The sequence below is a fragment of the Bradyrhizobium sp. HKCCYLRH1030 genome, from assembly GCF_051168395.1.
Lineage (GTDB): Bacteria > Pseudomonadota > Alphaproteobacteria > Rhizobiales > Xanthobacteraceae > Bradyrhizobium.
The window spans coordinates 876,315-895,533 of sequence record NZ_JBNPUY010000002.1; the positions used below are offsets into that span (position 1 = coordinate 876,315).

Here is a 19,219-nt window from a genome sequence, read left to right on the forward strand (position 1 = left end):
GGCTCTCCAGTAGCACGGAATTCGGCCGTTTGCGAACGCTGGTGCCGCGGTCTCAGACCGGACCGGCACCTGCCGGGCCGATCACCAGATCGTCGCGATGGATCATCTCGGCGCGGCCGGAGATGCCGAGGATGACGGCCACGTCCGGCGACGAACGGCCCTTGATCCGCTCGGCATCGTCGGCGTCATAGGCAACGAGGCCGCGGCCGATCTCATGGGTGTCGGGGCCGCGCACCACCACGGCATCGCCGCGGGCGAACTGGCCATCGACACGGATGACGCCGGCCGGCAAGAGGCTTTTGCCCGCCCGCAGCGCGGTCACGGCGCCGGCGTCGATCGTCAGCGTGCCCTTCGGCTCCAGCGAACCCGCGATCCAGCGTTTGCGCGCGGTGACGGGGTTTGCCGGCGTCAGGAACCAGGTGGAACGGCCGCCATTGGCGATCGCGGCCAGCGGGTGCTCGATCTTGCCGGAGGCGATCAGCATGTGGGTGCCGCCAGTGGTGGCGATCTTGGCGGCTTCGATCTTCGTGCGCATGCCGCCGCGCGAAAACTCGGAAGCCGCGCTGCCGGCCATGGCCTCGATGTCGGCGGTGACGCTCTCGACCACGGGGATCAGCCGCGCATTCGGATCCTGCGCGGGCGGCGCGGTGTAGAGGCCGTCGATATCGGACAGCAGCACCAGCAGATCGGCGCTCGCCATGGTCGCGACACGGGCGGCGAGGCGATCATTGTCGCCATAGCGGATCTCGGCGGTCGCGACCGTGTCGTTCTCATTGATGACCGGCACCGCGCGCCATTCCAGGAGCTTGGCGATGGTCGAACGGGCGTTGAGATAGCGCCGGCGCTCCTCGGTGTCCTGCAGCGTCACCAGGATCTGGCCGGCACTGACGCCATGAGCGCCGAGCACCTCCGACCAGGTCCGCGCCAGCGCGATCTGGCCGACCGCGGCGGCCGCCTGGCTCTCCTCCAGCTTCAGCGGTCCGCGCGGCAGCTTCAATCGGCTCCGGCCGAGCGCGATCGAGCCCGAGGATACGACCAGCAGCTCGCAGCCGCGGCTGTGGAGCCGGGCGATGTCGGCCGCCAGCGCGGCGAGCCAGGAGGCGCGGACCTCGCCGGCCTCGGAATCGACCAGCAGCGACGAGCCGACCTTGACGACGATGCGGCGAAAATTTTCGAGACGGGGTGCCATGGCGTGAACGGGGTCGGTTCGAGCCCTCGCATCGTGATGAGAGGTGCGTGGCTGACACGCGGTCCGCACGGGACGGGGCTCAAGTGTTGATGGATGGCGGCGAGTGTCGCAAGCGAGGGCCTGCGAGGCAAGGTTGGCTTCAGTTCAGCCCTGCGGTGACGTTGGGGCCGCCCACGGCTCCTCGGTCGCGGCGCTCTCGGTCGTGCTCTTGGCCTTGAGGGACACAGGCTGTTCGCCGACCACGTCGGCGAGCTTGCGCAAAGCTTCCTTGACGCCTTCGCCCGTGGCGCCGGAAATCAGCAGCGGCGTCTTCTTGGCGGCGCGCTTCAGCCGGTCCCTCTGCTTCTTCAGCTCGTCCGGATCGACCGCGTCGATCTTGTTCAGCGCGACGATCTCGACCTTGTCGGTCAGCTCGCCGCCATAGGCTTCGAGCTCGTGCCGCACGGTCTTGTAGGCCTTGCCGGCGTGCTCGCAGGTGGCATCGACCAGGTGCAGCAGCACACGGCAGCGCTCGACATGGCCGAGGAAACGGTCGCCGAGGCCGGCGCCCTCATGCGCGCCCTCGATCAGGCCGGGAATGTCCGCCAGCACGAACTCGCGGCCGTCGGCGTTCACGACGCCGAGCTGCGGATGCAGCGTGGTGAACGGATAGTCGGCGATCTTCGGCTTGGCGGCGGAGACCTTGGACAGGAAGGTCGACTTGCCGGCATTGGGCAGGCCGACCAGGCCGGCATCGGCGATCAGCTTCATGCGCAGCCAGATCCAGCGCTCCTCGCCGGGCTGGCCGGGATTGGCGTTGCGCGGCGCCCGGTTGGTCGGCGACTTGAAATGGGCGTTGCCGAAGCCGCCATTGCCGCCCTCGGCCAGCACGAAGCGCTCGCCCACCGCGGTAAAGTCGTGGATCAGCGTCTCGCGATCCTCGTCGAAGATCTGGGTGCCGACGGGAACCTTCAGCACCACGGACTTGCCGCCGGCGCCATGGCGGTCCTTGCCCATGCCGTTCTCGCCCTTCTGGGCCTTGAAATGCTGCTGGTAGCGGTAGTCGATCAGGGTGTTGAGGCCGTCGACGGCCTCGATGATGACGTCGCCGCCACGGCCGCCATTGCCGCCGTTCGGCCCACCGAACTCGATGAACTTCTCGCGCCGGAACGCAACGCAACCGTTGCCGCCGTCGCCGGAGCGCACATAGACCTTGGCTTCATCGAGGAATTTCATGATGCGTCCTACGTAGGCGAGGCGGGTCCCCACGGCAACCGCGGAATGGGTTTAATTCGGCCCGAAGCCTTAATTTCGAGCGGTAAAGCCGCGCTGCGCAGCACGTGGACAAGGCGTGCGCAGGGGTTGCAGCAGGGCTGCATGACGCGCCATGCGGAAGGGCTGGAGCCGCGGCGGCGTGCCTGATAAGGCAGCCCCATCATGAGCGTGCTGTCCCGAATCTCCACCGCCAACGACGAGCGCTCGGCGCGGCTGGCCGGCATCGGCCTGATGCTGCTGTCGATTGCGATGTTCTCGTTCGGCGACGCCCTCGGCAAGTTCCTGGTGTCGACCTATGCCGTCGGCCAACTCCTGTGGCTGCGCGCCTGTGCGGCGCTGCTCTTGCTCGCACCGTTCATCTGGCGCAACCGCGCCGCGTTCCTGCAGCTCGAGCGCCCCTGGCTGCAGCTCGTGCGCGTGATCCTGTCGACGTTGGAGGTCGCAGCGTTCTTCCTCGCCACCGTCTATCTGCCGCTCGCCGACGTCATCACCTACTATCTCGCCGGGCCCATCTTCGTCACCGCGCTGTCGGCGCTGGTGCTGCGCGAGCATGTCGGCTGGCGGCGCTGGACCGCGATTCTGATCGGCTTCTGCGGCGTGCTGATCGCGCTGCGGCCCTCGGCGCAGACCTTCAGCCTGCCGGCCTTGATCGCGCTCGGCGGCAGTCTGTCGTTCGCGGTGCTGATGCTGATCACGCGCAGCCTGCGCGCGACGCCCGACATCGTGATGGCGTCGTCGCAGTTCGTCGGGACCTTCCTGCTCGGCGCCGCGATGTCCTCGTTCGGCTGGGTGACGCCGACGCCCGGCAGCCTGGTGCTGTTCGCCGCCGCCGGCCTCATCTCGGTGACCGCGCTGTTCTGCGTCAACCGCTCGCTCAAGCTGGCGCCGGCCTCGGTGGTCGTACCCTATCAGTACACGATGATCGTCTGGGCCGTGCTGTTCGGCTTCGTCGTGTTCGGCGACGTGCCGCATCCCGCCACCATCATCGGCGCCACCATCATCATCGGCGCTGGGCTGTACATCTATCTGCGCGAGCGCAGCCTGGGGCAGGGCCAGGGTGCTGTGAATCCGCCGGCCTGAGATGCCACCCTCCCCTGGAGGGGGAGGGTCGCCTCACGCGGAGCGAAGCGACACGTGAGGCGGGGTGGGTGGCCCGGCCTAACTCCGCCGCCCCGCATTGGCCCAGGCCTTCAGCGAGGACCAGACGCCGCGGGTCAGGCGGAAGGCGTCGACCGGGGCGGACGAGCCGATCACCTCGAAGCGGTGCAGCTCGACGCCGGTCCATTGGAAGCCGCACTTTTCCAGGATGTTGCGCGAGGCTGGGTTGCTGACGCGGGCGTGCCCGATCAGCAAATTGTCCTCGCTCGTCTCGAAGAAATGGTCGATCGCGGCGCGCGCTGCTTCGGTGCCGAAGCCGCGGCCCCAATGCGCAACGCCCAGCCAGTAGCCGAGCTCGGCACGGCCCGTTGCTGCTCGATTGATCCCGACCATGCCGATCGGCGTGTCCAGATGCTCGATCAGGAAGGCGGTCTCACCCGTCTGTTCCAGCGCGCGAACGAAGCGAGCGGCATCGACCTCCGAATAGGGATGCGGCAGGCGGCGGGTATTCTCGGCGATAACACGGTCGTCGGCGAGCCGGGCGATGGCTGTCACGTCCGCGAGCACCGGCGCACGCAGCGTCAGCCGGGAGGTTTCGAGGACGCAAGGTCTCACCTCGCGCAAGGTGGGAGTGGTGATGTCCTGCAGCATGTCAGGCTCCATCGACGCTTCGGGATCAGCTTCGGATCAGCGAAAATGAAAAGGGGAGGCCGGTTGTCCCGCCTCCCCTGGAGCCATCTGGCGCTCCGCCGGTTTGTCAGGACCCGGCGGACGCGAATTGTTCCACCGTATTCTACTCAGCAGCCTCGGCGAGTACCGGACGTACCGAGATGAACGTGCGGTTGGCACGGTCATGGAACTCGACGACGCCCTCGATTTTCGCGAAGATCGTGTGGTCCGTGCCCATGCCGACGTTGAGGCCGGGATGCCAGGTGGTGCCGCGCTGACGCGCAATGATGTTGCCGGGAATCACGCGCTCGCCGCCGAACGCCTTGATGCCGAGGCGCTTGCCCTTGGAGTCGCGTCCGTTGCGGGATGAACCGCCTGCCTTTTTATGAGCCATCGCTCGTCTCCGATCTCTTGCGATCACCTTTAGCGCGATTCCGCTAAGGGATCATTCACATTTGCAACCTGCGCGGACGAAAAATCCACGCGCGATGAGGTTCAAGCCGGTGCGGCGCGCGAGACGCGCGCCGGCACGCTTACTCGGCGGCGTCGGCCGCCGGGGCTTCCGCCTTGACCTTCTTCGGGCGCGGGCCCTTGGTCGGCTTGGCGTTGTCGGTCAGGATCTCCGAGACGCGGATCAAGGTCAGCTCGTCCCGGTAGCCGCGCTTGCGGCGCGAATTCTTGCGGCGGCGCTTCTTGAACGCGATCACCTTGGGGCCGCGCTTGTGGTCCAGCACCTCGACGGCCACGGACGCGCCGGCCACCGCGGGGATGCCCAGCATCGGCGTATCACCGCCGACCACCAGCACCTCGTTCAGCTGCACGATCGTTCCGGGCTCACCGTCGATCTTGCCAATCTCGAGCACATCATCCGGGGCGACGCGGTATTGCTTGCCGCCGGTCTTGATGACTGCGAACATCGTTCTCATCCTTCGTGTTCGATCCCGGCCTCAGAGCGCGATGGCCCCGGGTCGGCTTCTTGTTCAGTCGTTATGGTTCATGTGGTCCGGCCCGATTGGAGCCGGAAGTCGCGCCCGAGGCTTTGGGGCCTCGAGAAAGGGCACAACGACAAACGGCGCAGGAACGCCCGCGCCGGTCGATCGGGCGCTTATAGCGGCGTGAGCCGGCGAGTCAAGGTGAATGGCCGGTTGCCGCTCGGACGGGATGCCCGGGCCCCGCCGACCCCCGGCCGCTATTCGCTCGACCCGGCGCACCGGACCCGCAACCAACTGTTCCCTCCGCCGTTGTCCGGGCCCAATGCACAACAGGGCAGGATCGCATGGCCGACGACGTCATGACCACCACGGGCATCGCCCGCCACGGCGCCGCGCGGCTGCCGACGGTCGAGATCGACAGCTTCAACATCGAGCTCAAGGACGAGGACGGCTTCCTCGGCGACCGCGCCTCCAAGGGCGCCTTTCGCAAGATCCTGGAGCGCTGGCGCAAGCCGTTGCGCAAATCCGGCAAGGATCCGTTCGGGGACGAGGACAGCGAGACCATCAGCAAGAAGGCGCTGGACGCCATCCTGGTCGGCGACGACACCGAGGCCTCGGCCGTGGTGCACTCCGCGATCGAGGAATTCGCCCAGGAGCTCGCCCACGTCACCCGGCGCTTCCTGCGCACCAAGGCCTGGGCCAAGACCGAATGCATCGTGGTCGGCGGCGGCTTTCGCGACTCTCGCCTCGGCGAGCTCGCGATCGCGCGCACCGAGATCATCCTCAAGGACGAGGGTTTTGGCGTCGAGCTGGAGCCGATCCGCTACCATCCCGACGATGCCGGCTTGATCGGCGCACTGCATCTGGCGCCGTCCTGGATCTTCGAGGCCCATGACAGCATCCTGGCGGTCGATATCGGCGGCACCAACATCCGCTGCGGCGTGGTCGAGACCGCGCGCAAGAAGGCCCCGGACCTGTCGAAAGCGTCGGTGTGGAAGTCCGATCTCTGGCGCCATGCCGATGACGAACCCACGCGGGAAGGTGCGGTCAAGCGACTCGCCAAGATGCTGAAGGAGCTGATCGAGGAGGCGGACGCCGAGGGCCTGCGGCTGGCGCCCTTCATCGGCATCGCTTGTCCCGGCGTCATCAACGAGGACGGCTCGATCGAGAAGGGCGCACAGAACCTGCCGGGCAATTGGGAGAGCAGCAAGTTCAACCTGCCGGCTAGCCTGGTCGAGGCGATCCCGATGATCGGTGATCACGACACCGCGGTGCTGATGCACAATGACGGCGTCGTGCAGGGCCTCTCCGAGGTGCCGTTCATGCAGGAGTTCGAGCGCTGGGGCGTGCTGACCATCGGCACCGGCCTGGGCAATGCCCGCTTTACCAACCGCCGCAAGGAGAACGGCCGCAGAGACAGGGACGACAAGGCCAAGGAGGACAAGGCCGACGACAAGAAGGCGGCCAAGAAGAAGAAGGATTGAGCATTGGCGCGGCCGCACCATGTCTCTCGGCGGTCCGGAGGGGGGGGTGCATGCTGCGCTGCAGCATGGCGCCTTCGCGCTCCCGGACGTGCGGAAAACCGCCGTACAACCAGTCGGATGGCCTGGAACCCGGTAACCTTGACTGGTTAGGTTAAGGAACGGTTCGCATTGCGATGCACGCGCAGATGGCTCAGGGTCGCCGGCGTCGCTCAGGCCGGCCGGATTGACCCCCGTCTCTTCCGTCGGTTTCCCCAAGATGTAGCGACACGGGACCGCCGGTATGTGTCAGCGTACGGCGGTCCCACCTTTGTCTCCTGGCCTCCGTCGCCAGCCGCCGCGTCCGCAACGGCAGGAGAAATCGTCGTCGGTATAAATCAAGTCCATTTACAAACCGTCTAGTCGGTTTATAAATGGACATCCCAAATGGGGTGGGATTTGACGGCGCAATCTCGCGCCGGGTGGAGTGTGAGGACATGATGATCAGACGGGCGAGAGGCTGGATGGCTGCGGTGGCGGCGGCGACGCTGGGCCTCGGCGGGGCAGAGGCAGCCGACCTGGCGGCGACCACCTACAAGGCGCCGGCCTATGCCGCCGCACCGGCACCGTTTTCCTGGACCGGCTTCTATGCCGGCGCCAATGTCGGCGGCGCCTTCACCGGAAACGACTCCTTCACGAACGCCGCCGGCGCCAATGGCGGTGAGCTGTCCGGCGTGATTGGCGGCCTGCAGGCCGGCTACAACTACCAGATCTCGCCGATGTTCGTGGTCGGCATCGAGAACGATCTCGAATTCACCGGTCTCTCGCGCAAGGCCGACCTCGTCAATCCGGCCGTCAGCATGCCCTGGCTCACCTCCGGCCGCGCGCGCGCCGGCATCGCGGTGCTCGACCAGCGCCTGTGGCTGTATGGTACGGCGGGACTTGCGGCCGGCGAGTTGAAGGACGGGCCGACCCACAAGATGAAGATGGGCTGGACCGCGGGCGGCGGCGCCGAATGGGCGTTCCTGCCGAAATGGTCGGCCAAGCTCGAATACCTCTACACCGACCTCAAGCACGACGATCTGCCGGACTGGCGAGCGGCCAAGATTCACTCCGTGCGGCTCGGCTTGAACTACCATTTCGACCTGTTCCGCTGACGAGCGCGGCGCAGACCAGCGGGTTCGAAGGCCCGCGTCAGTCTGGGGCCTTCGGAGCGCGGGGCCGAGCGGTGTAGCCGTTCAGCCGCCGCGTGCGGTCCGCTTCCCCGAGCGGACCGCAATGGCGCGCGCATGCGCGAGCCCCGGGAAAATTTCGACCGGCTGCCTTGTCACCCCCCGCATCGTGCCCTAGAACGACGCCCGACCCGGGGGCTCGCCCCTGATTTGCGCCTGGAGAGGTGGCAGAGTGGTTGAATGCACCGCACTCGAAATGCGGCATAGGTGCAAGCCTATCGGGGGTTCGAATCCCTCCCTCTCCGCCACTAAGATGTTCTCCACCGTATCCTATTGTTCGAAACGACAGCGAAAACAACGCTTTGCGTGACGAAGGCTGTTGCGGCGAGGTCCGTGACGTTACCCCTAGTTACCGTGCAAACCGTGGTTTTTGGCCGTGGGTTCGGAGGACGGTGCGCATGAGGGAGAACACATGGCTGGCAAGCTCAAGCCGCTCGACGTCGAGCGTGAAATTCGGCCTGGCAAATATGCCGACGGCGGCGGCCTCTATCTCATCGTGAAGGGCGCGACCGCCAAGAACTGGATCTATCGCTACAACAAGGAAGGCAAAGAGCGCTGGCTCGGCCTGGGCTCACTCAAGGACGTTTCTCTCAAGGATGCCCGGCTTGCTCGCGATGCGGCGCGCCTTCGCGTGAAAGGCGATCGCAGTACGCCCGGCGTCGACATTGTGCAGGAGAAGCGTGCTGCCCGCGAGGAAGCGAAGGCCGTCGAGATCAGGGTCACCAAGCCCACCTTCGAGCAATGCGCCGAGGCCTATATTCGCGAACATTGGTCGACCTGGAGCGCAAAGCACCGTCAACAATGGCCGTCATCGCTCAAGCGATATGCTTATCCGACAATCGGAAAGCTCACCATCGCCGAAATCAAGCCCAGCCACATCTATGAGCTGCTGCGGCCGGTCTGGGTCGAGAAGCGAGAAACGGCGAACCGCGTCCGCGGGCGGATCGAAACGATCATCGCGAAGAACGTCGATGTCGACGACACCGATTTCCGAAATCCTGCCGAGCTTACTAAGCAGCTACGCGAAAAGCTGCCAAGGCGTCCGAAACGCGTCGTCCGACATCATCCGGCCTTGCCCTACGCCGAGGTAGCGAAGTTCATGGAGGATTTGTCCAGCGCCACTGGTGCGGCGGCTTCGATGCTCCGCTTTCTCATCTTGACGGCCTGCCGCACCAATGAAGTGATCGACGCACGGTGGTCCGAGATCGATAGCTCTTCATCGACCTGGCATATTCCTGGAGCGCGCATGAAAATGCATCAGGACCATGTCGTGCCGTTAGCCGGCCCAGCACTCGCAATCCTCGAACACATGCGGACCCGCTCCCGCGGCGAACTGATCTTTCCAAATCCTAACGGAGGAACGTTCTCTGAGAACGCGATGCTCGCCGTACTCGATCGTCTCGGCTACAGTCATGTCACCGTGCACGGATTCCGTTCGACTTTCGCGACGTGGGCCGAAGAGTGCACGGACTATACCGACGGCGTCCGTGAGGCTGCGCTGGCTCACAAGTACAAGTCCGAGACCACCGCGGCCTATCAGCGTGGGCAAAAGCTCGAGAAGCGCCGAGCTCTCATGAAGGATTGGGCGCGTTTCCTGGCGGGATCGGATATGGTGAGCCTCCGCGACGCTGTCTGACCCTGATCCTATGTTCCCGGAAAGCGGTCACCGAATTCTCCACATGGCAGCCGACCCGGCCCTGTCCATCCATATGTATCACGGTGGCCCAATTCTGCGCCTGAGCCGCCGAAAATGCGAACGTGAGCCCGGTTGCTGTGCAGCCAGGCCGTTCTCCTGCATTCTCTGGGACTCTCAGAAACGACAGGATGCATCTCATGTCCTCCAACTCTGCCGTATTTGAAGAGCCGCTTGTAGCTTCACCGAACCAGACGATGAGAGCCATCCAGGTCTCCCGCAAGAAATTATACGAGCTGATCAATACCGGAGAGCTGGAGAGCTACACGGAGGGCAAGTCCCGCCGGATCACGATCAGATCAATCAATGATTACATCCAGCGGCGGCTTGCCGCAGAGGCTGCCCGCCGCAACCATGCCGCCAACGGCAAGACGATCAATCGCATCCCCTGAAGGCGAACCGGAGTGAGCGGTCGCAAGCCGATCGGCTGGATGTGGGCACGATCGGATGAAGCATGATTCCGGCATCGCCGCGCCCATAAGGGACGCGCAAAAGGCGCTTTCGATCGCCGCTCGTACTGTCGCTACAGCACCGCCGACGATATCCGAGCGGCTTCAGGCGCTGCGGAAGATGGCCGACGAATTGCGCCAATATGTCGAGGGAGGGTGCCTCAGCCGAGCGGCGGTTGTCGACAAGATCTTCGAAGTCGCTGAATCGAATGGGCTGATCGGTCAACCCGGCGGCGACAGGGAAGCCGCCGTCATGCAAATCGCAATGTCAGCGAATTTGCCCCGCGAACCATATGGAGGAGCGCAAGTTGACGACGGCCCGCCTGTTCGCCCCGCGCCTTCTCCACCGTCGCTCGAAACCAAGACGCCCGCAGCCTGGAAGGGGACGGAGCCGCTCGCGCAGCGCTGGTTGGCTGCTGCACGCATTCCTTGCGGGGATCTCACCCTGTATTCGGGAAACGGGGGTGCCGGGAAGACCGAGACGGCAGCGCAACTGCTCGTCTCGGTCGCCGCGGGGCTCGGCGATTGGCTGGGGTGCGTGGTCGAGACGGGGCCTGCGCTCTTCCTCAGCTGTGAAGAGCCGGAAGCCAATGTACGTGATCGGATCGAGCGAATCTGTCGCCACCGTCACATCGATCCGCACGCAATCGATGACCTGCACCTGCATTTTCCCGACCTCGATTCGACTTGGCTGGTGACCGCCGATCGGCTCGGAAAGCTCACGAGAACTGCACTTTTTCTGCAGATCGAGGCCTGGATTTGCGAGCATCGACCGATCCTCGTCGTCATTGATTCGATCGCCGCGGTGTTCGACGGCGAAGCCATCGCTCGAAGACAAGTCCGCAGTTTTCTTGCAATGCTTCGGAAGATCGCGCGCGAAAACGAGACGGCGATTGTGATGCTCGACCACCCCTCGGTACGCGGCATGGCCGACGGTTCAGGAACGGCAAATTCCGTCGATTGGCGCAACTCGGTTCGCGCGATGATGCACCTTTCGGATGCTGACAAAAACGATCCGGATGTTCGAGAGCTCGAGGTCAAGAAATCGAATTACGGCCGCGCCGGTGAGAAGATTAGGCTGCGGTGGAACGGTCTGACCTTCGTCCCGGCGACGTCGGCCGAAAGCTCGTCTTACCGTGCGGCGGCCGAGCGCAGTATCGACGAGCTTTTCCTCAAATTGCTCGACAAACGCATCGCTCAGGGACGGCCCGTACGACCAAGCAGCGGTCGTGGCAGTGCGCCCTTTGAACTGGCAGGTGACCCCGAGGCGAACGGCGTATCGGCCGGCGCCCTTCGAGCTGCCATGGAGCGTTTATTCACGGCTGGCAGGATCGTGAGCGTGGAAACGGGTCCAGCATCGAAGCGCCGAAAGCACATTGAAAGAGCGCCTCGATGATCTTCCATCGCCCCTTCGATCGGCTTTCGGCTACTTCCAACGCCCATCCGAACGCCACTGCCAACGGCTGTTCGATCGCCTGCCATCGTCCCTTCCATCGCCGGTGTTCCATCCCCCCACACCCCTGCAGCGATGGAACGCTTTGCTCCGCTCAGGCTTCGCTCGCGTTCACATAGCTTCGATGCGAGTTGGAGAAGAACGACGAGATGTGCGGGCTCATCGACAAGGGCGGGAGTGACGGCAAGATAAAGCGAACGGAGTTCGCCGGCTCCCTTGGGTCGCAAGGACTTGTCTGCACATTGTTTTTTGCGATCCAAAGTGGCACCACTCCGCGGGAGGGAGTGCCGCTCTTCGAGTTTTCTCAAGTGATTTCAAATCTTGCAGCGATGGCGGCAGCGTTGAGAGCCATACGTGCGAGTTCGACATTCTCCTCTATCGTACGTACGAATACGACTTGTTACGATGGCCGCCGGAGTCCCTTGTCTCAAACGAATTTCGATGCCGACCCTTGCGATCATGGCACGAGACGAGAGTGAGAATTTTCGGCTTCGACCTGGCCGTTCACGTGCCGGACAAGCACGCACCAGTACGAGGTCGCAATCATTCTTCGAGCAGGTACAATTCGCGGTTCGAAAAGCGGGCGGTGATGTTCGCCGGATAGGTCTTGGTCCGCGGCCGAGCGGCGGCCGGGAAGGAGGAACGACAGGCCGTTTCAACGCGCGTGGGCGGGGTGCGAAGGTGGTTGCCTCGCTCCACCGGCAGGGACAGCACGGCGGATGGCAGAGGGACTCCGCAGGCCGCTATCGGGCACGGCGTGTGGTGGTCAAGGCGAGAGTCACGCGGCTCAATCCGCAGAGGCAGGATTCGCGAGGTCTGAAGATGCGGGCAACGGCGAGCAGGGCCGTCGACGCCCATCTGCGCTATCTGGAACGGGAGGGCGTGACCAGGGATGGTGAGCGGGGCAAGGCCTATTCCGCTTTCGAGAACGAGGCTGACGGCAGGGCCTTTGTGGAACGCAGCCGTGGAGATCGCCACCAGTTCAGGTTCATCGTAGCGCCCGAGGATGCCGCCGAGATGGAAGACCTTCGTGGCTTTACGCGCGATCTCATGAGCCAGATGGAAGCTGACTTGGCCACCCGCCTTGATTGGATCGCGGTCGACCACCACAACACCGGCCATCCCCACACTCACATCATCGTGCGAGGCGTGCTGGACGACGGCCGGATTCTCAACATCGCCGGCGACTATATCGCCCATGGAATCCGGCAGCGGGCGGGCGACTTGGTGACCCGGGAACTGGGCCACCAGAGCGAGTTGGAGCTTCAGACCAAGCTGCAGAATGAGGTCGAGGTCGAGCGGGTGACCCGTCTGGACAAGATGCTGCTGAGCGAACAGCGGGAGCAGGGCCTCATCGACATGCGGCCCGGCGAGAGCGCAACGTTCCTCGCCCGCGACAATCGTCACCTCCTGACCCAGCGTCTACAACACCTCCAGCGCTACGGAATAGCGTCCGAGCTTGACCCAGGACGCTGGACCCTTTCGGACCGTGCGGAGAAGGTCCTGAAGGAGCTGGAGCGTCGCAATGACGTCATCAACGCGGTCCATCGCGCGCTTGCTGTGAATGGGCTTGCGGAGCAGCGAGGCGTCGGGCAAATCGCCCTTCACGGTGGGACTTCAGGCGAAAAGATCGTCGGTCGGGTTCTGGCCAAAGGCCTGGCTGGCGACGAACTGAGCGAGCGGGTCCATCTGGTCGTCGACGGCATCGACGGCAGGGTTCACCACATCGAGTTCAAGGACGTGAGCCCGATTGAAGACGTCAGGCGAGACATGATCGTCGAGGTGGCTCCCGTTGTTTCCGGACCGAGGGCCGCCGACCGCAACATCGCGAGCAATGCGGGCTCGGACAACGGCATATACCGGCCAAGCATCCATCTGGCCCGCATTCGCGACGATTTTGAGCGGCAGGGTAAGGACCCCGAGGCTTTCGTTCGCTCCCATGTCCGACGTCTGGAGGCCCTTCGCCGGGCCGGCCACGTCGAGCGGGTCGACGACGACCAATGGAAGATGCCGAAGGACCTCGCCGCTCGAGGGCGGTCCTATGACCTCGGTCGGGGCGGCGATAGCTTGAGCGTACGAACGCTGTCGGCCTCCAATCTTGAGAGCCAGATTGCCAGCGACGGTGCGACGTGGCTCGATCGGCAACTGATTGGCAACGACCGGTCGGAAATCAGGGACAGCGGGTTCGGCAGGGAAGTCAATCGAGCGATCAACCGTCGTGCTCAACGACTCGTAGAAATGGGACTTGCCACCGTAAGAGAGGGGAAAGTCAACGTTCCCGTCAATGCCGTGCGGGTGCTTGAACGACAGGAGGTTACCCGCGTGGGCCAGCAGATGGCCAGAGAGCGCGGCATGACTTTCATGCTCAGTGGTGCCGGCGACTATGTGAGCGGTCGGCTCGCCGGCGTCGCCACTCTTGCCAGCGGCCGCTTCGCGATGATCGAGAACGGCCTTGGCTTTCAGCTCGTGCCTTGGCAACCCGTCCTGGAGAAGCGCATCGGCCAGCATATCGCCGGCTTGCACCGCAATGACGGAGGCATCGAATGGACCTTTGGAAAAAGCCGAGGCCTCGGCCTGTAGTATGGAGCTGTGAAGTCCCACCAGACCCTCTCGAATCAAGGCGCCGCCCTTTATGGCTCCTCCGCTCTCGCGATGGCAGGCCACGGACCGTTCATGGCCACGCCAGGGCGAAAGCCATGCTGACGGTTACGTCAACACCCGTGTCTTTGCCGAACAATCAGCCAAGCGCGAGATCTTGCGCAGCTAGCGGCTCACCACTTCGCGCGGCCATCTGCCACCTGACCCTGCGCGATCAGGACTTGCGACAGTCTCGCCCCTCCCTATGCCGCGGAAGCGGCCGAAGGATTTTCAGAGCGCAGGCAGCGTGCCAGCAGCGAGACACAGGCTGCCGCCAGAACCAGCAGAGACAGTCCAGTCAGAATCGTGGGGATGTGGGATGGAGCCATCCGCCACTCCGGCCCGATGATGACGCCGCTATCGAATGTCTCGTCGCTGTTCGAGCATAACGCGGCAAAGGCCGGATCGGCGGCGATCTCGGACGCGATGCGCTCCTCCAGCGCCCGAGCCTGGGACTGTGCGCCTGGCATCGTCGAAAGGTGCGTGAGCAGTGCGCGAGTGCCAGCCATGTCGGCATGGCTGCACTCGTTGAATGGGCTCGCTTCGTCGGTCAAGCTGCCGGGAACGAGGCCCCACCAGCAGGCGAAATGCTGCAGGCTGACGTAGCCCATTAGCCGTCGCATGGTTGGATCTGTCCGCATCTGATGTTGCGCCAGGTCGAGAATGGCGGAGCGGTAGCGCGCGACCACCAGCATCTCGCCATGACCGATGGCCGGAACGGAATGGCCGAGCTGCGTCCCTTCTGGTTTTGGCATATGATGGGCTTGGGCTGGCGCGACCGCGATGATCAAGGCCGCCATCAGCATGACGACGAGCTTTTCGGTGAGCGCCTGCTTTGTACGACACGCCGCCATCAGCTGTCCTTCAACGGCACGAGCGCAGCGAGCGTCCAGCGTCCGCCCATGCCCGACAACCTCACGCGCGTCAGCGGTGCGACGTCGATGTGCCGGAAAAGCTCCGGGCCCACCCCGATGGCATGCGCGATTGCAGCGCGCATGATCAGCGCGTGTGTGATCGCCAGGACCGAGCCTTCGAAAGCGAGCATGTTCTGCATCCACCCGCCGACGCGGGTCATCAGGTCCATGAAGGACTCACCGCCATGAGGAGCTGCATGAGCATCCTGCAACCATTCCCTGACCGCCTCCGGCGTCTCAGCTTGAACCTCGGCGAGCGATCGTCCCGTCCAGTGGCCGAAGTCGCAGTCGCGCAGCGCGGGCTCCAATCTGGCTTGCAGTGTCAGGGCTTCGGCGGTCTCTGCGGCGCAGCGGGCCGGGCTGCGCAAGGCGATGTCATGTGACGGGAGCCAGTCCCCTAGCCTGGCGATGCTGGCTCGGCCGCGCGCATCAATCGATTCGTTAGCCGCAAAGGCAATTGCCGACGTTGCCTCGGTAGCCGCCGTGCAGATCAAATGCAGGCGCGTCGTCATAATTGCCGCGGCCGCTCAAGCACGCGCGCTTTGCGGCGCAATGAGTCGTTCGGCAAGAAAGCCAAACAGCAATCCGAGCGTGGCCCACATGATGACCTGCCCGCCGAGTGAGGCGATTCGGAACTGCCAGAGCACGGTGGCCGGAAACTCCTCCGGCACCTCGTTCACATCAGGCAGTGCGAGACCGATGCCCGTCATCATGGCGATATAGACGCCGGCCGCGATCAAGGCCGCGTTCCATTCGCCAACCCGGGGCAGCAGGCGGATGCGCAGCATCCCGACGGCGATCATCACAGCAAGCGATAGCAAAATAAGAGCAAAGTACAGACTTGTGCGCATCCCGATGGTCTCGGCGAGACCGACCGATGGCGGATTGGCCGGATATTTGAGCATGGGCGCAGCGTAGACGGCGACGAAGCCAAGCGCCGCAAGTACGGCCGAGGTCGCCCGCGGGCCGATATCGGCCATACGCCGGAAGGCCAACGCGAAGGCGAGCGCGAACAGGCCACCAAACGCCGTGCTGTAGACGATGACGCCCGTCAAGAGGCCGATGCCGGCCTGTACCGTACGGCTGACCAGTTCGGGCTCGGCCAGGACGGCAGGCGCGGGCTGCCCCTTGGCTGCCGCCTCCCCGCCGCTCAATCTGGCTTTTGCCTCATCGACCATGGTCTCGAAAGCGATCGCGCGGTCGACCGATGATTCGCCAGCCAGCTTGAGAAAGCCGAAGGAAAGCAAGGCGGCCACGAGGCCGGCCAGCATGCCGCGCAGGAGCAACCGCCCCGTCATCGATCTTCTCTCAGAGCAGAGGAAACACGACAATTGTCCTCAAGGCCGGCGCGCAATCGAGCAACTCCGGCGCAGCCGAGCCCGCGGTTCAGTGGCACGGAAATCCGAGGAGATGCCGTCCGTCATGGACGAATTCATGGACATACATGCTGTTGAAGACAGCGGCTGCGCCTTCTTCGACGCCGACAAAATAGATGCCGAGAACGAGCATCAGGCCGCCGAAGATCGCCCATGGCAGAATCTCGCGGACGGGAATGGCTGAGGGCAGAGTGCCCGAAAGTGACGCCGCTGTTGCCACGGAGGAGCTCCTTAATCCTGAGTCGGAATTACCGAGGACGCACCGGGTGGCACGCCAAGCAACGGTGGCGCGAATATAAACGCGGCCCTTGGAGCGGGGATAGTCGAAAAATGATCCGCTTCGCTGTCGCCCGACGCGCCGCATTGGTTACACTCGTGGTCCGCGAGACCGCCGCAGTTCATATCGATTGACATCGACGACCATCGGCCCGTAACCTGAATGTGACGGTGCCCCCTTAACCGGGGCTCAAAAGGGAATGCGGTGCCGATACGATCCTTCCGGGTCGTGCGAAGGTCGCAGCTGCCCCCGCAACTGTATGCGGCGAATCTCACGTCAGATGCCACTGGGAACACTCGGTCCTGGGAAGGCGGCGTTGAGGTGACGACCCGCGAGCCAGGAGACCTGCCGTCAGCCGTGGTCACACGCGAAGATGCCGGTCGGGGCGTTCATTGGCATCGTTTTTACACCGGACAGCATTGTCCGGTGTGAGACCTCGTTCGCGGTGACGTGCCACTGACGTCATGCCGAGGTCCCCTCGTGTTCTCAAGTCTGTCTGTCGTCCGGCGCCATCGCGCCGGCTTGCTGTCGTCCACGCTCCTGTTGTCCATCGCCATGCTCCACGCGGATCCGGGCAGCGCCCAGCAATCCGCTTCTCCCAGCCTGCTGCCCCCCGTCGAGGTCGATCCGCCGCGCAAGCCGCCCGTACCGAAGCCCGCGATGCAGCGCCAGTCCCAGACCTCTCGCGCACGCTCATCAGCTGCGGCCCCATCGCAGGTCCCGGTTGCTCGCGCGCAGGCCAACGCACAACTCGTCGTCAGCCCAACCGGAATCGTGACCCCTGCCGCCAATGTGGCGAATGCGCTCACGGTCGTGACGGCGAAGGACATCGCCACGCAGCAGGCCCGCAGCGTGCCCGACGTCCTCGCTTCCGTTCCCGGATTGAATGTCGTGCAGACCGGAGGACCAGGTGGACAGAGCTCCGTGTTCATCCGCGGGACCAATTCCAATCACACCAAAATCCTGATCGATGGCATCGATGTCGGTGACGTCACAAATGCCAATGGCGCGTTCGATTTCGCTCACCTGCTGACCTCCGACATCCAGCAATTCGAGGTGCTCAGAGGCCCGCAGAGCGGGCTCTACGGCTCCGATGCGATTGGCGGCGTCATCTCCGTCATCACGCGAAAGGGCGAGGGCCCGCCGCGGGCGACGGCGTCGGTCGAGGCCGGCTCGTTCAAGACATTCAATCAATCGGCAGGCGTCAGCGGCGCTCAGGACAATGTCAACTATGCCGTCAACGTCGCGCACCTCCACGCCGGTGACTTGCCGGTCACGCCCTGGCAGCTGTTGCCGGCGGGGCAGAAAGCGATCGGCAATTCCTACGACAACGTCACGGCCTCGACCAAGTTCGGAATTGACCTCAATGAGGCCTGGACGCTCAATTCGGTCGTTCGCTACACCGATGCAACGCTTCTATTCACCGGCGACGGCGGCTTCCCCAGCGTCCCGAATGCAGCCCAGAGCACCCACACCGTTCATCAGCTCGCAACACGCGAGGAAGCGGTCTGGTCGCTGCTGGACGGCAGGATCAAGAACTATTTCGGGATCAACTACGTCAACAACTGGACATCCGACTTGACGGCTGGCGATCCCACCGCTGCGGTCGCAACCGGCGAGCGCGTCAAGTATGATTGGCATGCTGTCACTGAGCTCGCCCCCCACAACAATGTCGTCGTGGGACTCGAGCAGCAAACCGAACGACTCAGGACGACTGACCTCTCGGCCGAGAATGGCAACAAGGCCGGATTCATCGAGCTGCAGACGGAGTTCGCAAAACGCCTGTTCCTGGTCGCGAGCCTGCGCAACGACGTCAACGATCGGTTCGGGGGGCACGGGACGTATCGGATCGCGCCGGCCATGATCCTGCCGGTCACCGAGACCAAGCTGAAAGCCAGCTATGGCACCGGATTCAAGGCCCCGACGTTGAGCCAGCTCTACCAGGACTTGGCGGCGTTCAACTTCTTCGCCAATCCGAACCTCAGACCGGAGGAAAGCACCGGCTACGATGCGGGGTTCGAGCAGCCGCTGTTCGAAGATCGAATCCGCTTCGGCTCGACCTATTTTCACAACAGTATTACCAATCTGATCAATTTCAACGCGACGTTCACGTCCTACGCCAATGTGGGCCTCGCGACGACCGAGGGCACCGAGAACTTCGTTTCGGCGAGACTGACGGATAGGTTGTCGCTCCGTGCCGACTACACCTTTACCCGGGCCGTCGACGCGACCACGGGCATCCAGCTGCTACGCCGACCGAAGGAAAAATGGAGCGCGACGGCGATCTGGACACCGATCGATCCGCTGAAGTTGTCGGCGACCGTGCTGCACGTCAGCGACTGGCTCGACGTCAGCCGTGACGGCATGACGTCCGGACTTGCCGCTCCCGGCTATACGATCGCGAATCTGCGCGGCGACTATGCGGTCTCCGATCAGGTCAAGCTGTTCGGCCGCATCGATAACCTGTTCAATCGCCACTACCAGAACCCGACCGGCTTCCTGGCCCCAGGTCTCGGTGTGTTTGGTGGCATCCGCGTGGCGACCTATGGCGTGCAATGACAGCTCAGATGAGGATCGGGAGAGATG

At 64.0% G+C, this 19,219-nt stretch carries 17 protein-coding genes, 1 tRNA gene and 1 riboswitch; of the genes, 9 read left to right on the forward strand and 9 right to left on the reverse strand.

Going from position 1 to position 19,219, the window contains the following annotated elements; translation table 11 throughout:
• Window positions 1–52: 52 nt before the first annotated feature.
• On the reverse strand, window positions 53–1,189 hold the full coding sequence (proB, locus tag ACQR1E_RS09405; RefSeq protein ID WP_434896934.1) for a glutamate 5-kinase: 1,137 nt from the start codon (window positions 1,187–1,189) through the stop codon (window positions 53–55).
• Window positions 1,190–1,333: 144 nt separating this feature from the next.
• On the reverse strand, window positions 1,334–2,404 hold the full coding sequence (gene obgE / locus ACQR1E_RS09410; protein WP_315715949.1) for a GTPase ObgE: 1,071 nt from the start codon (window positions 2,402–2,404) through the stop codon (window positions 1,334–1,336).
• A gap of 201 nt (window positions 2,405–2,605) precedes the next feature.
• Here obgE and ACQR1E_RS09415 point away from each other — a divergent pair, with 201 nt between their 5' ends.
• The gene (locus tag ACQR1E_RS09415; protein ID WP_315825786.1) at window positions 2,606–3,523 is read left to right on the forward strand and encodes a DMT family transporter; all 918 of its coding nucleotides are present in this window, start codon (window positions 2,606–2,608) and stop codon (window positions 3,521–3,523) included.
• 78 nt (window positions 3,524–3,601) lie between these two features.
• Here the strand turns inward: ACQR1E_RS09415 and ACQR1E_RS09420 are convergent, their stop codons facing one another.
• From ACQR1E_RS09420 to rplU, 3 genes are all read right to left on the reverse strand, one after another.
• A complete protein-coding gene (locus tag ACQR1E_RS09420) occupies window positions 3,602–4,192 on the reverse strand; it encodes a GNAT family N-acetyltransferase (RefSeq protein WP_434896935.1) in 591 nt (196 codons plus the stop codon).
• 142 nt (window positions 4,193–4,334) lie between these two features.
• Window positions 4,335–4,604: a 50S ribosomal protein L27 gene (rpmA, locus tag ACQR1E_RS09425; protein WP_315750651.1), complete on the reverse strand. Its 270-nt coding sequence runs from the start codon at window positions 4,602–4,604 to the stop codon at window positions 4,335–4,337.
• A 139-nt stretch (window positions 4,605–4,743) separates the two neighbouring features.
• The gene (gene rplU / locus ACQR1E_RS09430; protein ID WP_315750653.1) at window positions 4,744–5,127 is read right to left on the reverse strand and encodes a 50S ribosomal protein L21; all 384 of its coding nucleotides are present in this window, start codon (window positions 5,125–5,127) and stop codon (window positions 4,744–4,746) included.
• A gap of 359 nt (window positions 5,128–5,486) precedes the next feature.
• Between rplU and ACQR1E_RS09435 the strand changes: the two genes are divergently transcribed.
• The 7 genes from ACQR1E_RS09435 (at window position 5,487) to ACQR1E_RS09465 (ending at window position 14,009) form a co-directional block, all read left to right on the forward strand.
• Complete coding sequence (locus ACQR1E_RS09435) at window positions 5,487–6,626, forward strand: ROK family protein (protein ID WP_315750655.1); 1,140 nt, start codon at window positions 5,487–5,489, stop codon at window positions 6,624–6,626.
• 473 nt (window positions 6,627–7,099) lie between these two features.
• The gene (locus ACQR1E_RS09440) at window positions 7,100–7,759 is read left to right on the forward strand and encodes an outer membrane protein (RefSeq protein WP_409998630.1); all 660 of its coding nucleotides are present in this window, start codon (window positions 7,100–7,102) and stop codon (window positions 7,757–7,759) included.
• 233 nt (window positions 7,760–7,992) lie between these two features.
• A tRNA-Ser gene (locus ACQR1E_RS09445) sits at window positions 7,993–8,082 on the forward strand.
• A 164-nt stretch (window positions 8,083–8,246) separates the two neighbouring features.
• The gene (locus ACQR1E_RS09450) at window positions 8,247–9,470 is read left to right on the forward strand and encodes a tyrosine-type recombinase/integrase (protein ID WP_434896936.1); all 1,224 of its coding nucleotides are present in this window, start codon (window positions 8,247–8,249) and stop codon (window positions 9,468–9,470) included.
• A 197-nt stretch (window positions 9,471–9,667) separates the two neighbouring features.
• Window positions 9,668–9,919 (forward strand): helix-turn-helix domain-containing protein, encoded by a 252-nt coding sequence (locus tag ACQR1E_RS09455; protein WP_434896937.1) that lies wholly within the window; start codon window positions 9,668–9,670, stop codon window positions 9,917–9,919.
• A 55-nt stretch (window positions 9,920–9,974) separates the two neighbouring features.
• On the forward strand, window positions 9,975–11,372 hold the full coding sequence (locus ACQR1E_RS09460; protein WP_434896938.1) for an AAA family ATPase: 1,398 nt from the start codon (window positions 9,975–9,977) through the stop codon (window positions 11,370–11,372).
• Window positions 11,373–12,251: 879 nt separating this feature from the next.
• The gene (locus tag ACQR1E_RS09465) at window positions 12,252–14,009 is read left to right on the forward strand and encodes a DUF3363 domain-containing protein (protein WP_434896939.1); all 1,758 of its coding nucleotides are present in this window, start codon (window positions 12,252–12,254) and stop codon (window positions 14,007–14,009) included.
• Between the two features lie 260 nt (window positions 14,010–14,269).
• Here ACQR1E_RS09465 and ACQR1E_RS09470 read toward each other — a convergent pair whose 3' ends face one another.
• The 4 genes from ACQR1E_RS09470 to ACQR1E_RS09485 form a co-directional block, all read right to left on the reverse strand.
• Window positions 14,270–14,920 (reverse strand): hypothetical protein, encoded by a 651-nt coding sequence (locus ACQR1E_RS09470; protein WP_434896940.1) that lies wholly within the window; start codon window positions 14,918–14,920, stop codon window positions 14,270–14,272.
• On the reverse strand, window positions 14,920–15,492 hold the full coding sequence (locus ACQR1E_RS09475) for a histidine phosphatase family protein (RefSeq protein ID WP_434896941.1): 573 nt from the start codon (window positions 15,490–15,492) through the stop codon (window positions 14,920–14,922). Before ACQR1E_RS09475 ends, ACQR1E_RS09470 begins: the two co-directional genes overlap by 1 nt.
• 15 nt (window positions 15,493–15,507) lie before the next feature.
• Window positions 15,508–16,278 (reverse strand): CbtA family protein, encoded by a 771-nt coding sequence (locus tag ACQR1E_RS09480; RefSeq protein ID WP_434896942.1) that lies wholly within the window; start codon window positions 16,276–16,278, stop codon window positions 15,508–15,510.
• Window positions 16,279–16,366: 88 nt separating this feature from the next.
• The gene (locus ACQR1E_RS09485; RefSeq protein ID WP_434896943.1) at window positions 16,367–16,576 is read right to left on the reverse strand and encodes a CbtB domain-containing protein; all 210 of its coding nucleotides are present in this window, start codon (window positions 16,574–16,576) and stop codon (window positions 16,367–16,369) included.
• A 208-nt stretch (window positions 16,577–16,784) separates the two neighbouring features.
• Window positions 16,785–17,000: riboswitch (cobalamin riboswitch) on the forward strand.
• 188 nt (window positions 17,001–17,188) lie between these two features.
• Here ACQR1E_RS09485 and ACQR1E_RS09490 point away from each other — a divergent pair.
• Complete coding sequence (locus ACQR1E_RS09490) at window positions 17,189–19,192, forward strand: TonB-dependent receptor plug domain-containing protein (protein WP_434896995.1); 2,004 nt, start codon at window positions 17,189–17,191, stop codon at window positions 19,190–19,192.
• Window positions 19,193–19,219 lie beyond the last annotated feature (27 nt).

Coding starts and splice junctions, on each gene's coding strand:
- proB (WP_434896934.1), bottom strand. CDS start 1,189: ATGGCACCCCGTCTCGAAAATTTTCGCCGCATCGTCGTCAAGGTCGGC.
- obgE (WP_315715949.1), bottom strand. CDS start 2,404: ATGAAATTCCTCGATGAAGCCAAGGTCTATGTGCGCTCCGGCGACGGC.
- ACQR1E_RS09415 (WP_315825786.1), top strand. CDS start 2,606: ATGAGCGTGCTGTCCCGAATCTCCACCGCCAACGACGAGCGCTCGGCG.
- ACQR1E_RS09420 (WP_434896935.1), bottom strand. CDS start 4,192: ATGCTGCAGGACATCACCACTCCCACCTTGCGCGAGGTGAGACCTTGC.
- rpmA (WP_315750651.1), bottom strand. CDS start 4,604: ATGGCTCATAAAAAGGCAGGCGGTTCATCCCGCAACGGACGCGACTCC.
- rplU (WP_315750653.1), bottom strand. CDS start 5,127: ATGTTCGCAGTCATCAAGACCGGCGGCAAGCAATACCGCGTCGCCCCG.
- ACQR1E_RS09435 (WP_315750655.1), top strand. CDS start 5,487: ATGGCCGACGACGTCATGACCACCACGGGCATCGCCCGCCACGGCGCC.
- ACQR1E_RS09440 (WP_409998630.1), top strand. CDS start 7,100: ATGATGATCAGACGGGCGAGAGGCTGGATGGCTGCGGTGGCGGCGGCG.
- ACQR1E_RS09450 (WP_434896936.1), top strand. CDS start 8,247: ATGGCTGGCAAGCTCAAGCCGCTCGACGTCGAGCGTGAAATTCGGCCT.
- ACQR1E_RS09455 (WP_434896937.1), top strand. CDS start 9,668: ATGTCCTCCAACTCTGCCGTATTTGAAGAGCCGCTTGTAGCTTCACCG.
- ACQR1E_RS09460 (WP_434896938.1), top strand. CDS start 9,975: ATGAAGCATGATTCCGGCATCGCCGCGCCCATAAGGGACGCGCAAAAG.
- ACQR1E_RS09465 (WP_434896939.1), top strand. CDS start 12,252: ATGCGGGCAACGGCGAGCAGGGCCGTCGACGCCCATCTGCGCTATCTG.
- ACQR1E_RS09470 (WP_434896940.1), bottom strand. CDS start 14,920: ATGGCGGCGTGTCGTACAAAGCAGGCGCTCACCGAAAAGCTCGTCGTC.
- ACQR1E_RS09475 (WP_434896941.1), bottom strand. CDS start 15,492: ATGACGACGCGCCTGCATTTGATCTGCACGGCGGCTACCGAGGCAACG.
- ACQR1E_RS09480 (WP_434896942.1), bottom strand. CDS start 16,278: ATGACGGGGCGGTTGCTCCTGCGCGGCATGCTGGCCGGCCTCGTGGCC.
- ACQR1E_RS09490 (WP_434896995.1), top strand. CDS start 17,189: ATGCTCCACGCGGATCCGGGCAGCGCCCAGCAATCCGCTTCTCCCAGC.